The following is an 11,987-nucleotide window of genomic DNA, read 5'->3' on the forward strand; positions in this document are numbered from 1 at the left end:
CGCGTGTTACCGTCGTCTGTGCGCAGAACTTGGAAAGCGCCTTAAATCCTGCAGGGCAATTGCTAAACGACATCATCTTCCCGTCGCTCAGCCGGTGAATGTCTAAAGTGGCTTTGGAAATATCTATACCAATGGTATCATCGGGCATCTTCGTCATATCCTATGCTTGTCCTAGAGGGCTTCGTGCCGCTCTGTATCCGTTCAGGCCTGTGGCGAAGGTGGTGGTTGATCTTACTCTGATACGGTCCTCAAAGACCAAGCTCTAAACGATCCAACCACCACCACAGACAAGCATTTCAAAATGCTTGTCTGTGGCTCTTGTTTCGCACAAAAGCTGGGACCTTCATAAGACAAGCATCACGAAAGGCGTTCGCGTCTGCTTTGGTGTAGGCCTCGAGGTGTTTGTCACCACATACATCGATAACATAGCCACACGCTCGCTCAGCGGCTCTCTGGAAGGTCTCAGGACGCCCTTTGCCCTTCTGTAGCAGATAAATGGATACCGCCTCAGACAGCACGACAGACAGTGACGACGGTGCTGTCAGATCGGCTGGACTTGATCTCGACACGTCAGACTGGCGGCGAAGCATATGCTTTCCCGGCAAATCAGCATCATGTGTCCTTAGGTGGTACCAATATTCATCCAACTGGTCTGCAGCCCGTCTCGCTCTGGCTTCGGCTAGTTTTTCCGATTTGGTGCGCAACGAATATGCGATCCTAGGGGAAGAATAATGGCGGCGAAGCTCTCTGGGGATACGGCGGCTGAAGTAAAAGACCCCGTCCTTCGCGAAGGTGAACGTAGGTGATTTGGTCTCCGACATGGTCTACGGCTCCTAACAAGTGTTAAAAGCTGGAGTGTTACCAAGGTGTTAGCTGAAGTGGTGGTGCCCCAAGACGGATTCGAACCGCCGACCCATTGCTTACGAAGCAATTGCTCTACCTGCTGAGCTATTGGGGCGTTGTCATGCTTTTATCCGCAGGGCGCGCGCAGTTCAAGATGCCGGATTGCGTCTTGGTGATGGGTTTAACTGGATCGGCTGCGGTATTTTTAGGGCTGTTTGCTGGCGGTCTGATCTGCCTCATCTACGATTTCGGCATCTTCTGGGCCATCCGCAAAGGTGGGCGCGGGGGTGGGTAGGCCGATGATCAATGGCAACAATTCGGAGCCTGTGGCGCTGGGGCCTGTCGAATCCGCGGGTTCGCGCCATGACAAAGTGTCAAACCCGGTGCAGTTTTCGCAGATTGGCACCCATTGTGCGTGGATGGCTTGGCATTTGTCGCAGCACCATTGCGGGCCGCGCGGGGCGGTTAAGGCGCGCGCCAGCCAGCCACGGATCACGGCGTCATCGGCGCCTTCGCCACGTTCGACCGCAGCCATGATCGCCAAAGTGCGGGCATTCGGTTTGCTAGTGGCAAGGTCACCAAGCGCGCGGCGGGCGGTTGGAAAATCCTCTGCCGTGATGTTCAGTTCGGCCAACAGCAAGCGGGTTTCGATATTTTCGGGGTTCAGTTTGGTCAGCACCGCAAAGCGTTTTAGGCGCTGTGTCGTGCTTTCATTCGGCGCGATTTCGGCGAATGCAGCGGCCAGATCGGGGTGGGGTTGCACGCTCCACGCTTTTTTCAAAACTTTGGTGGCGTTGCGAGCGTCGCCCTTTTCGATATAGCTGCGCGCGGCCATTGTTGCCGCTGGAATAAGGTCGGGGGACAGGCGGTTCGCTTCAATCGCCGCTTCGCGCGCCTCGATGCTGGCGCTGTCGTCAATCAGGATTGACGCCTCTTGCAAGGCCAGAACGGCGTCGCGGCGGCGGAACACATCGCGCGGCAGCACGCCAGATTTCAGTTTGGCACCCAGCGTGACGCGCGCGCCTTTCCAGTCGCCTTGCCCGGTTTGCAGACCCAGCAGCGTTTCCTGAATTTCATCGTTTTTGGGTTTCAGCGCGAACGCCTTTTCCGCCAGTTTCAACGCGGTCGTTGTGTCGCCTTCGGCAATTTTTTGGCGCATCAACCCGCGCACACCGACAAAGCGGGATTTGTTATCATCCAGCAGCAGTTTATACGCCTCGGTCGCGCGCTTGGTGTCGCCCGTCATTTCGGCGGCTTGGGCGATCAAAAGGGTGGTCAGTTCGGGGCGGTCCAGCAATTTATCGGCTTTGGCAGCGCGCGACAGGGCCACGCGCCCTTCGCCAGATGCCAGCGCCATAAGGCCATCGGACAGCGCCTGATACCCTTTGCGTTCCCGGTTGCGGTCGAAATAGCGCGAGATTGCGGTTTCATCGCCGTTCAAAAAGCGCAGGACGGCGACCACCAACCCGATCAGTTTCAAAAGCAGCCACAGCGCGGCGAGCAGGACCAGCAGGGCAATCGCGGTTTGCAGCGGGCCAAGTGTGTATTCCATGCCCAAAAGGGCGATTTGAATCCCACCGCCCGTGTCCATCAACCGACCTGCGCCAAAAGCGAGCCCGGCGATAGCAGCCACAAACAGCATTACTTTGAGAAGCGACCAAATCATTCCAACGTTTACCTTTCACCCAGCGCTGTCGCCAATGCGGCAGTCGCTGATTGTGCATCATTGCGCAGATTTACTTGGGCCACCCAATCGGCCAACGCGGCTTGGGCGGGTTCGGGCAGGGTGGCGATTTCGCTGAGGGCTGTGGCGAAATCACCTACGGCCACAGCGGCATCGGCGCGCGACAAAACGGCGTCGGGGTCGCTGCCTTCTTGTGGGGTCAGTGACCGTGCGCCAGTTTGGGCGCGCAGGAACGACCACGCACGTTCGGTTGTGGTGTCGCCCATGTCGCCCCGCAGGCTAATGTTCAGGGCCGCGCGGGCCGGTTCATCAAAACTGGCGGCAAGGGTGGCGGTGGTGGGCAGGCCGTTTTCGGCGGTATTTGTGAGGGCGGCTGGGATGGACAGGCCCGCATCTGACAGCAGGGCCAATTGTTCGGCAAAGGGCAGACCGTTTTGCATGGCCGCTTGCACGTTGTTCAGGGTGGCTTGCAGCAGCACTGTTTGCGCCTCGGCGGCGGCCTGTTGGCGGGCAATTTCGGCGGACTCGATCAGGGCATCTGCGGCGGCCTTTTGCGCGTCAAGCCCTTGGCGCAGGGTGGCGATGTCGCTGGTCAGTGCGTCAATTGCGGCGGGGTTTGTGCTGGCGGCGGCCGTGGGGCGCTGTTCCAATGTGGCCAAGCGGGTGGTCAGATCGGTCAAATCGGGCGCAGATTGTTGGGCGGCGGTGGAGGCGGCGCGCAGCTGCGCCACTTCATCTTGCAGCGCGGATGTATCAGCGGGCGGGGGCAGGGATTGCAGTTGCGCCTGAAGGGCAGCGATTTGTTCGGCCTGCTCGGCAATTTGGGTTTGCAGCGGATTGACGTTGGAGGTGGGCCAGCCGTTCGGGGCCACAAATTGCGCAAGGGCGAAGCCAAGGCCCGCAGCGATCACGCCACCAAAGACCATGGGCACAAAGCTGGGTTTGGCCGCTGTGGGTTTGGTTTCGGTTTGTGGGGCCGTTTCGTGCTGCGTTGGGATTTCAGCCAAAGGCGCCGGGTCTGGTGAAGGGGTGTCCACAGCGGGCGCATTTGTGGGCGTGTTTGTTTCGGGCTGGTCCAGCGCCACATCGGTAGCGGCGATGACTGTTTCTGCGATAGGTGCAGCGGGCGTCGCCGTTTTATCGTCTGCCCGCTTGCGGGGGGTATTTGGGGTTGCCATTGCTGCGCCTCCATTTCAACGGTCCGGGGTGCCGGAAATTTATAATCTAGACTGACTGGGCAAAAGCCTCAAGGCACCTGCGGGGGGTCACATAAATTGGCTAAGGCGACGATCATCGCATCGGCAGTAGGTTTTTTCGCCGTGTGGTGATCCATCGTAGTGGGCAATGCCGTTGCGACCGCCGCGCTAAGGGCAATCACGGTTAACGGGGCGGTGGGGGCCACAATGGCCAAGTGTTGGCAGAATAAAGTGGCGCTGCGCGGGGAAAACAGGGGAACAAGGAGGGGCCTTTCCCCCCGCAACAGGTCGATTGCAGCGGCGGTCAGGGGGTGTTCGCGCTGGTCATAAAGTTCAAGGGCGGTGGTCGGGTGGCCCGCATCTGTCAGGGTTTGTGCCACGTCACCGCGGGTTTGCGTACCGCAAAGATGCAGCAGGGGGCCGGTGTGCGTGGCTTGGATCAGGGCGATGAGGGTGGCGGCGTCACCATCGGCTGAAACAGGCTCTAACCCCGCAGATTGTGCCGCTTTTGCGGTTTGGTCCCCGACGCAATAGGCACGGATTGGCAGGCAGTTTGGGCGGTTTGGGTGATGTGCAAACGCCGCAACCCCGGTTTCGGAGGTGAAGATGAGGGCAGTGAAAGGCCCCACCGGAAAGGCAGGTGCAAGGTAATGGGGGGCGATAAGCGGGCTGATGGTGATGAGCAGGTCCGGTCCAAAGCGGTGGCGCAATTGGGCGGCAAAGCGTTGGCTTTGCGCCATTGGGCGGGTCAACAGAAAGGCGGGCAGGCGGGATTGTGTGGCCATATAGACGGTGTTACCTGCTGATAAACCCTTAATCAACTGGGCTGATATGCGTGATACGTTAACCCTTATTGGCATTGAAAGCAGTTGTGATGACACGGCTGCCGCGATTGTGCGCGATGGGCCGGGTGGGCGGCAGATTTTGGCGAATGTGGTTTTGGGGCAAACCAGCCTGCATGCGGATTTCGGCGGCGTGGTGCCGGAAATTGCGGCGCGGGCCCATGCGGAGCGAGTGGATGGGTGCGTGGCGCAGGTGATGCGGGACGCTGGCCTGCGATTCGCGGATTTGGACGGGGTGGCGGTGACGGCGGGGCCGGGGCTGATTGGTGGGGTTTTGGCGGGGGTGATGTGCGCCAAAGGGATAACGGCGGCGACGGGCCTGCCCTTGATTGGCGTTAATCATTTGGCGGGGCATGCGTTAACGCCGCGCCTGACGGATGGGGTGGATTTTCCCTATATCATGCTGTTGGTTTCGGGCGGGCATTGCCAGTTTTTGCGGGTCGATGGGCCGCAGGATTTTGTGCGGCTTGGCGGTTCCATTGATGATGCGCCCGGCGAGGCGTTTGACAAAGTGGCCAAAATTTTGGGCCTGCCGCAACCGGGTGGCCCAATGGTGGAGGCGGAGGCTGTGCGGGGAAACCCCAAACGGTTCGCGCTGCCGCGCCCTTTGATGGACAGGCCCGGCTGCGACATGTCGTTTTCGGGGCTAAAGACAGCCGTGCTGCGGGCGCGCGATGGGGTGATTGCGCAAAAGGGTGGTTTGATGCGGGCGGACCGTGCCGATCTGTGCGCAGGGTTTCAGGCGGCGGTGGTGGATGTGTTTACCGAAAAATCCCGCCGCGCGTTGGATGCGTCCCCCGTGGCCACGTTTGCCGTGGCGGGGGGTGTGGCCGCAAATCAAGCCATTCGCGGCGCGTTAGAGACTGTTTGCACTGTCCAAGGCGTGCGCTTTTTGGCCCCACCGCTGGCACTGTGTACCGATAATGCCGCAATGATTGCCTGGGCGGGGGTTGAACGGTTTCGGGCAGGGGGCCGGGATGATTTGACGCTGTCGGCGCGGCCCCGTTGGCCGTTGGACCAATCAACGCCCGCATTGCTTGGTTCCGGCAAAAAGGGGGCCAAGCTGTGATTGGAATTATCGGGGCAGGGGCATTTGGCGGGGCGCTGGCGATTGCGCTGGGGCAAAAGCAGGCAGTGACCTTGTGGGGGCGCGGGTTGGTGGGGCGTGATATTGCGCGGCTGCCGGGTGCGGTATTGCCAGAGTTGGTAACGGTTACGGATTTGGCGGCGGTGGCGCAGGCGCAGACCGTTCTATTGGCGCTGCCCGCGCAGGCGATGGGGCGATTTTTGGACGACCACGCAGGGTTGTTGGCGGGCAAACGGTTGGTGGCCTGTTGCAAGGGCGTGGACCTTGCCACGGGTTTGGGGCCGACCGGGGTGATTTTGGCGCAGGTGCCAGATGCTCAAGCCGCGATTTTGACGGGGCCGAGTTTCGCCAGCGATATTGCCAAGGGCTTGCCGACCGCGCTGACGCTGGCCTGCGGGGACGCGGCGGTGGGGGTGGCGTTGCAGCAAGAATTATCCACCGACAGTTTGCGCCTGTACCGCATCACCGATGTTGTGGGCGCCGAATTTGGCGGGGCGGTGAAAAACGTGATTGCGATTGCGTCGGGCGTTGTGATGGGTGCGGGGCTGGGTGAAAGCGCGCGGGCGGCGTTGATGACGCGCGGATTTGCGGAAATGCAACGGCTGGCGCTGCATATGGGCGCGCAGGGCGACACGTTGGCGGGGCTTTCCGGCTTTGGTGATTTGGTGCTGACTTGCACATCGGCGCAGTCGCGCAACTTTCGGTTTGGGTTGGCGATGGGGGTTGGGGCCGCTGCGGACCCGTTGATGACCGTTGAGGGGGTTGCGACCGCGCAGGCCGTCGCTACACTGGCTCGCACACATGGGATAGAGATGCCGATCACCGCGATGGTGGCGGCGCTGACCCGTTCTGAAATCACGCTGGGCGATGCGATCCGCGCCCTGATGTCGCGACCTTTGAAACCGGAGTAAACCAATGCGCGTTGTCCTTTTTTGCCATGATAAACCCGGTGCGCTGCAAGTGCGGCTGGACAACCGCGCCGCCCATTTGGCGCATATCGAATCCTCGGGCGTGGTCGAAATGGCCGGGCCGCTGTTGACCCCCGAAGGGCAGATGTGCGGGTCGCTGGTGGTGTTGTCGGTAGATGATCTGGCGCAAGCCCAAGATTGGGCGGCGGCGGACCCTTATGCGCTGGCGGGGTTGTTTGCGTCTGTGACGATTACCGAATGGAAAAAGGTGATTGGCTGATGGCCTTTTGGCTGTTCAAATCTGAACCCGACGTCTGGGGCTGGGACCATCAGACAGCCCGCGGCGATGAGGGTGAGGAGTGGGGCGGCGTGCGCAATTACCAAGCGCGCAACAACATGCGGGCGATGGTGGTGGGGGACCGTGGTTTTTTCTATCATTCCAACATCGGCAAGGAAATTGTCGGTGTGGTGGAGGTGTGCCGCACATCTGCGCCCGACAGCACCACCGATGATCCGCGTTGGGATTGTGTGATGATCCGTGCGGTGGCCGCGATGCCGCGCCCCGTAACGTTGGAAGCGTGCAAAGTGCAGCAAGGATTGGAAAATATGGCCTTGGTGAAAACTGCGCGCCTGTCTGTGCAACCTGTCACCCCAGATGAGTGGCGGATTGTTTGCGGCTTGGGCGGGCTGCAATTGCCTTGACAACGGGCTGTCAGCGTTCACTTTTCACAGGCGCGCCGGGCAAAAGATTCGGCCATTTATTTTTAGGGAGAGGACGGAGATGTCTGTAAAACTGATGGGTGCGGTGATCGCGCTGGGACTTTCGGCAGGGGCGGCGTTTGCCGAATACCCGGCCAAGGAAATTCAAGGCATTATTCAATGGGGTGCTGGCGGGTCCACCGATGTGGTGATGCGGTCCGTGACGCCACATGCCGAAAAGGCGCTGGGCGGGTCTGTGGTGATGCAGAACGTGACGGGCGGCGTGGGGGCGATTGCGCTGAACCAAGTCGCGGATGCCGAGGCTGACGGCTATACCGTGTTGATGGGGGCGGAAAACCCGCTTTTGTACAAGGTCATGGGTCTGGGAGACAAGGATTACAGCGATTTTACACCCATCACGTTGCTGGCGCGCGGTACGCCGATTTTGGTGGCGGGCAAGGATGCACCGTTCAACACATACCCCGAAATGCTGGCCTATGTGCAGGCGAACCCGGATACTGTGCGCTTTGGGTCCACCGGGCCGGGCGGTTTGCCATCGGTTGTGACCGCGATGATCACCTCGACCGCCGAATTGCCGGTTATTTTTGTGCCCTATGATGGCGATGGTCCGGCACTGACCGCGCTGCAAGGTGGCGCGATCGATGTGATGCCCGCCGTGTTTGGCGTGGCGATTGAGGGGATTCGCGCGGGCACGATGAAGCCGCTGGCGCTGTTTGACGTGGAGCCGATGGCCGCTGCGCCAGAAATTCCAACGATTGTGTCGACCAACCCGGAATTTGGCGCGATGTTGCCGTGGGGGCCGTTTTTCGGTGTGTTCGTGAAAAACGGCACGCCGGATGATGTGGTGGCCAAGCTGCGCGCAGCCTATTCCGAAGCGACCAAAGCGCCAGATTTCGTGGAGCTGATGGCGGGGCGTGGGTTCACCATGATGGACATCACGGGGGATGAGGCGCAGGCGTTTCTGGCCAAGTGGCAGCAAACCACATCTTGGTTGATGCAGGATGCAGGGCTTGCAAAAACCTCGCCCGAGGCGTTTGGCATCACGCGGCCGTAACGTTGTTGGGGCGGGGCCATGTGTCCTGCCCCCTTTTATTGCGCTGGGGCAAAGGAGCCACGCCATGCAGCCCCAAAACAACCGCCGCCCCGGCGAACTTGCCTTTGCGCTGTTTTTAGCCGGGTTTAGCGCGTTTTTACTGTATACCGCTTATGGCATTTCAGGGTTTGAAGCGTTGAGCGCGCCGGGGGCGATCCCGATGGCTGCGACTGCCGCCATGCTGATCACGGCGGGTTTGGTCGTGGTGCAAACGCTGCGCAAACCTGCGGCGGGGCTGGGATTTTGGCGTTTTGTGCTGCCGCCGATTGTGGTGGTGGTGATGGTTGGCCTGCTGGCCTTTGCTGCGGTGTTAAAACCGCTGGGGTTTTTGCCCGTGTCAGCGCTGTTTTTGGTTTTGACCATCAAGCTGCTGTCGCGGCGCGGGTGGGGGTATAGCGTGGCAATTGGGCTGGGCTGCCTTTTGGTGATTTACCTGACATTTCGGGTTGGATTTTCGGTGCTTATGCCGCCGGGGATTGTGCCGGAAGGTGAAATGCTGGCGTGGTTTCGCGGCCTGCTTGGCGGGGGGCGGTAAGTGGCCGAGGCGTTTTGGGCCTTTGCCACGGTGTTTACCCAGCTTGATTTGCTGGGTTTGGTGGCGCTGGGCACCTTTGCGGGAATTTATATTGGGGCGATTCCGGGGCTGTCGGTGACGATGGCGGTGTCTATCCTGATCTCGTTCACCTTTGCGTGGGATGTGTATCCGGCGATATCCTTGATGATCGGGATTTATATGGGTGGGGTGTATGGCGGGTCGCGCACGGCGATTTTGCTGAACATTCCGGGTGCGCCATCGGCGATTGCGACTGCGCTGGATGGGTATCCCATGGCGCAAAAGGGTGATGCGGGGGTGGCGATTGGTGTGACCACCGTGATGTCGTTTTTTGGTGGGCTGGTGGGGATTTTGGTGTTGGCGGTGGCGGCGCCTGTGATTGCAGATTTTGCGCTGCGGTTTCAGCCGCGCGATTATATGCTGTTGGCGCTGTTGGGGATTTTGCTGGTTGGGTCGCTGTCGGGTGGCAGTTTGGTGAAAGGCATTTTTGCAGGCGCGCTGGGCATTGGCATTGGGTCGGTGGGCATGGACCCGCTGACGTTTACGGAACGGTTCACCTTTGATTTTCCGGTGCTGCGCCAAGGGGTTTCGTTCATTGCCGTGATGATCGGGTTGTTTGGCGTGTCCGAGGCGCTGATGCAGTTGCGTCATTTGGACACGCCGATCATCAAGCAAAAAATCGGGCGGATTGTGCCGTCTTGGGGGACCATCCGCAAACACCTGCCGCTAAGTTTGCAAACATCGTCGATCGGGGTGATCATTGGCGCGTTGCCGGGGACGGGGGGCGATATTGCGGCCCTGCTGGCTTATGACCACGCAAAACGCGTGACGAAGAACCCCGAAGTGCCATTTGGGCAAGGCGCGATGGAGGGGTTGATTGCGCCTGAAACCGCCAATAACGCAGCGGTGGGGGGTGCATTTATCCCTATGATTACGTTGGGGATTCCGGGCGATGCGGTGACGGCCATTATGATTGGCGCGTTGTTTATCCACGGGTTGAACCCCGGCCCGATGTTGATGATTGATCAGCCGGATATGTTTTGGTTCATCGTCGGCGCGCTGTTTACGGCCAACGTTTTCATGCTGATTTTTGGGCTGACGGGTGTGCGGGTCTTCACCAAGATCGTGGAAATGCCGCGTGCCGTGCTTATTCCGTTGATCATGCTGCTGTCGATTGTGGGGGCTTATGCGGTCAACAATTCGGTCACGGACGTGTATTGGATGCTGGGCTTTGGCGTGTTCGGCTATTTCATGAAGCAATATGACTATCCGCTGGGTCCGGTGGTTTTGGGCGTTATCCTGTCGCGGTTGCTGGATGACAATTGGCGGCGGGCGATTATTTCGGTGCGTGAAAGCGTGCCGGGATTCATGGCAGGGGTGCTGGGCAGCCCGCTGTCGACCGTGCTGTTTGTCAGTGTGATCTTGATTTTTGTCAGTCAAACGCCGCTGTGGGGTTGGATAAAACGGCGGGTGACATGATGGGCACGCAGATAAAGTTGGGCCTGATTGGCGATAATATCGCCGTATCCCAAGCGCCGCGTTTGCATCATTTGGCGGGGCAGATTGCGGGTTTGGATGTACGGTATGACCGTTTGGTGCCGCGCGATTTGGGGCTGGATTTTGACGCCGTTTTTGCGATGGCGCGGGATAAAGGGTATCGCGGGCTGAACATCACCTATCCGTACAAAGAACGCGTGGTGGCCAGCGTGACCGTGCTGGACCCGTTGGTGCGCGCGATTGGGGCGGTGAATACGGTTGTTTTTGGGCCGGATGGGCCTGTCGGGCACAACACCGATCATTCGGGGTTTGTTGCGGCGTACCGCGCGGCGCGGGCAGCGGCCCCCGGCGTTGTTTGCACGATTGGCACGGGTGGCGTGGGGCGCGCAGTTGCCTTTGGCCTGATCGCGCTGGGGGCCAAGGTGGTTCATCTGGTCGATATTGATTTGGCCAAGGCGGAGGCGTTGGCGCGGGATTTGCGCAAGGCCAGCCCTGCGACACGGGTTGTGGTGGTCACAGGTGCGGATGAGGCTGCGCAAGGCGTTGATGGTTTGATCAATTGCACGCCCGTTGGTATGGTTGGATATGGCGGCACGCCTTTGCCTGCGCAGGCGATGCAAGGCGCGGGCTGGGCGTTTGATGCGGTTTATACCCCCATGGATACGGCGTTTTTGCAGGATGCCGCCGCGGCGGGCCTGTCGGTTATATCTGGGTGGGAATTGTTTTTTGGCCAAGGCATTGATGCGTGGCATATTTTTACGGGCGTGCCGATGGATGCAAAAACCCTGCGGGCGGCATTGTTAGCAGAATAATGAAGTCAGAATAAAATTGGGGGGTCCCACCCCAACAGGACCCCCCAGCCACCCACGCGCTCCCTAGCACCACACGTGTTCAGTTTGAAAAGGTCCCGGGCATACTGCCCTGTGTGTTTGATATAGCGGACTACATTGGCCCGCGCAAATTCCAAACATATCGCAATTAATTGAAGCGCATGCGGAGTTTTTAAGGGTTTGGAAATGATAACACCCGCACCTATTGGGCACGGGTGTTATTGGAACGCGGCAAACGGAATTAAGCGTAGACAGCTTCTTTTTTGAAATGCTTGGCCAGCATGTAATACACAACGGCGCGGTACTTGCTCCGCTCGGATTTGCCATAGGTGTTGATGACGGCGTGGATCGCTTCCATCAAGGCGGGACTGTCGGCCAGCCCCAGCTTTTTCATCAAAAAGTTTTTCTTGATGGTTTCCAGTTCGGCGTTATCAGTTCCCGCAACGGTGGAGCTGTCTGCGTTGTAAATCGCTGGGCCGCAGCCAATGGTCACTTTGGTCAGCAGGGCCATGTCGGGTTCCATCTTACACTTGGTGCGCAGATCTTCGGCATATTTCGCGATCAGGTCATCTCTTTTGCTCATTAAGGTCACTCCTTGTGGGTTGCTATTGTTTTGGCCCTTGGGCGGCTGGGAAAAGTCTAGGCGGAAGTTAGGCAAGAAATAAAGGAAAAACTGCCCGATTTTTCACCCTAAGGTGGCAAAAGGAAAGGCCCGGCGTGATTGCGCCGGGCCT

General features: G+C 59.3%; 13 protein-coding genes, 1 tRNA gene and 1 pseudogene. 8 read left to right on the plus strand and 7 right to left on the minus strand.

Annotated elements, in window-relative coordinates:
* The 6 genes and pseudogenes from BMY36_RS21015 to BMY36_RS10050 form a co-directional block, all read right to left on the minus strand.
* Window positions 1-157, minus strand: a pseudogene (locus tag BMY36_RS21015) (IS110 family transposase); the annotation flags it as partial.
* Between the two features lie 139 nt (window positions 158-296).
* On the minus strand, window positions 297-821 hold the full coding sequence (locus BMY36_RS20875) for a DUF6538 domain-containing protein (RefSeq protein WP_331458121.1): 525 nt from the start codon (window positions 819-821) through the stop codon (window positions 297-299).
* A gap of 61 nt (window positions 822-882) precedes the next feature.
* Window positions 883-958: transfer RNA gene (locus BMY36_RS10035), tRNA-Thr, on the minus strand.
* Between the two features lie 90 nt (window positions 959-1,048).
* Window positions 1,049-2,509, minus strand: coding sequence for a heme biosynthesis protein HemY (locus tag BMY36_RS10040; RefSeq protein ID WP_050518856.1), 1,461 nt, complete (start codon window positions 2,507-2,509; stop codon window positions 1,049-1,051).
* An 8-nt stretch (window positions 2,510-2,517) separates the two neighbouring features.
* Window positions 2,518-3,705, minus strand: a complete 1,188-nt coding sequence (locus BMY36_RS10045) for a COG4223 family protein (RefSeq protein WP_050518857.1) — start codon at window positions 3,703-3,705, stop codon at window positions 2,518-2,520.
* 68 nt (window positions 3,706-3,773) lie between these two features.
* Window positions 3,774-4,508, minus strand: a complete 735-nt coding sequence (locus tag BMY36_RS10050) for a uroporphyrinogen-III synthase (protein ID WP_050518858.1) — start codon at window positions 4,506-4,508, stop codon at window positions 3,774-3,776.
* 46 nt (window positions 4,509-4,554) lie between these two features.
* On the opposite strand from BMY36_RS10050, the gene tsaD reads away from it, so the two are divergent.
* The 8 genes from tsaD (at window position 4,555) to BMY36_RS10090 (ending at window position 11,235) form a co-directional block, all read left to right on the plus strand.
* Window positions 4,555-5,634, plus strand: coding sequence for a tRNA (adenosine(37)-N6)-threonylcarbamoyltransferase complex transferase subunit TsaD (tsaD, locus tag BMY36_RS10055; protein ID WP_050518859.1), 1,080 nt, complete (start codon window positions 4,555-4,557; stop codon window positions 5,632-5,634).
* Window positions 5,631-6,563 (plus strand): NAD(P)H-dependent glycerol-3-phosphate dehydrogenase, encoded by a 933-nt coding sequence (locus BMY36_RS10060; RefSeq protein WP_050518860.1) that lies wholly within the window; start codon window positions 5,631-5,633, stop codon window positions 6,561-6,563. Before tsaD ends, BMY36_RS10060 begins: the two co-directional genes overlap by 4 nt.
* A gap of 4 nt (window positions 6,564-6,567) precedes the next feature.
* Window positions 6,568-6,840: a YciI family protein gene (locus tag BMY36_RS10065; protein ID WP_050518861.1), complete on the plus strand. Its 273-nt coding sequence runs from the start codon at window positions 6,568-6,570 to the stop codon at window positions 6,838-6,840.
* A complete protein-coding gene (locus BMY36_RS10070) occupies window positions 6,840-7,262 on the plus strand; it encodes an EVE domain-containing protein (protein ID WP_050518862.1) in 423 nt (140 codons plus the stop codon). The genes BMY36_RS10065 and BMY36_RS10070 overlap by 1 nt, the downstream gene beginning before the upstream one ends.
* A gap of 79 nt (window positions 7,263-7,341) precedes the next feature.
* Window positions 7,342-8,334 carry a Bug family tripartite tricarboxylate transporter substrate binding protein gene (locus BMY36_RS10075; protein ID WP_050518863.1) on the plus strand — a complete coding sequence of 331 codons (993 nt, stop codon included), beginning with the start codon at window positions 7,342-7,344 and terminating at the stop codon, window positions 8,332-8,334.
* A gap of 64 nt (window positions 8,335-8,398) precedes the next feature.
* A complete protein-coding gene (locus BMY36_RS10080) occupies window positions 8,399-8,908 on the plus strand; it encodes a tripartite tricarboxylate transporter TctB family protein (RefSeq protein ID WP_050518864.1) in 510 nt (169 codons plus the stop codon).
* Complete coding sequence (locus tag BMY36_RS10085) at window positions 8,909-10,405, plus strand: tripartite tricarboxylate transporter permease (protein WP_050518865.1); 1,497 nt, start codon at window positions 8,909-8,911, stop codon at window positions 10,403-10,405. It abuts the gene before it with no gap.
* Window positions 10,402-11,235, plus strand: a complete 834-nt coding sequence (locus BMY36_RS10090) for a shikimate dehydrogenase family protein (RefSeq protein WP_050518866.1) — start codon at window positions 10,402-10,404, stop codon at window positions 11,233-11,235. The genes BMY36_RS10085 and BMY36_RS10090 overlap by 4 nt, the downstream gene beginning before the upstream one ends.
* Before the next feature lie 259 nt (window positions 11,236-11,494).
* Here BMY36_RS10090 and BMY36_RS10095 read toward each other — a convergent pair whose 3' ends face one another.
* The gene (locus BMY36_RS10095; RefSeq protein WP_050518867.1) at window positions 11,495-11,836 is read right to left on the minus strand and encodes a DUF2853 family protein; all 342 of its coding nucleotides are present in this window, start codon (window positions 11,834-11,836) and stop codon (window positions 11,495-11,497) included.
* Window positions 11,837-11,987: the final 151 nt, after the last annotated feature.

The organism is Pseudorhodobacter antarcticus (genome assembly GCF_900110135.1).
Lineage (GTDB): Bacteria > Pseudomonadota > Alphaproteobacteria > Rhodobacterales > Rhodobacteraceae > Pseudorhodobacter > Pseudorhodobacter antarcticus.

Coding starts and splice junctions, on each gene's coding strand:
- BMY36_RS10070 (WP_050518862.1), top strand. CDS start 6,840: ATGGCCTTTTGGCTGTTCAAATCTGAACCCGACGTCTGGGGCTGGGAC.
- BMY36_RS20875 (WP_331458121.1), bottom strand. CDS start 821: ATGTCGGAGACCAAATCACCTACGTTCACCTTCGCGAAGGACGGGGTC.
- BMY36_RS10040 (WP_050518856.1), bottom strand. CDS start 2,509: ATGATTTGGTCGCTTCTCAAAGTAATGCTGTTTGTGGCTGCTATCGCC.
- BMY36_RS10045 (WP_050518857.1), bottom strand. CDS start 3,705: ATGGCAACCCCAAATACCCCCCGCAAGCGGGCAGACGATAAAACGGCG.
- BMY36_RS10095 (WP_050518867.1), bottom strand. CDS start 11,836: ATGAGCAAAAGAGATGACCTGATCGCGAAATATGCCGAAGATCTGCGC.
- BMY36_RS10050 (WP_050518858.1), bottom strand. CDS start 4,508: ATGGCCACACAATCCCGCCTGCCCGCCTTTCTGTTGACCCGCCCAATG.
- BMY36_RS10080 (WP_050518864.1), top strand. CDS start 8,399: ATGCAGCCCCAAAACAACCGCCGCCCCGGCGAACTTGCCTTTGCGCTG.
- tsaD (WP_050518859.1), top strand. CDS start 4,555: ATGCGTGATACGTTAACCCTTATTGGCATTGAAAGCAGTTGTGATGAC.
- BMY36_RS10075 (WP_050518863.1), top strand. CDS start 7,342: ATGTCTGTAAAACTGATGGGTGCGGTGATCGCGCTGGGACTTTCGGCA.
- BMY36_RS10065 (WP_050518861.1), top strand. CDS start 6,568: ATGCGCGTTGTCCTTTTTTGCCATGATAAACCCGGTGCGCTGCAAGTG.
- BMY36_RS10090 (WP_050518866.1), top strand. CDS start 10,402: ATGATGGGCACGCAGATAAAGTTGGGCCTGATTGGCGATAATATCGCC.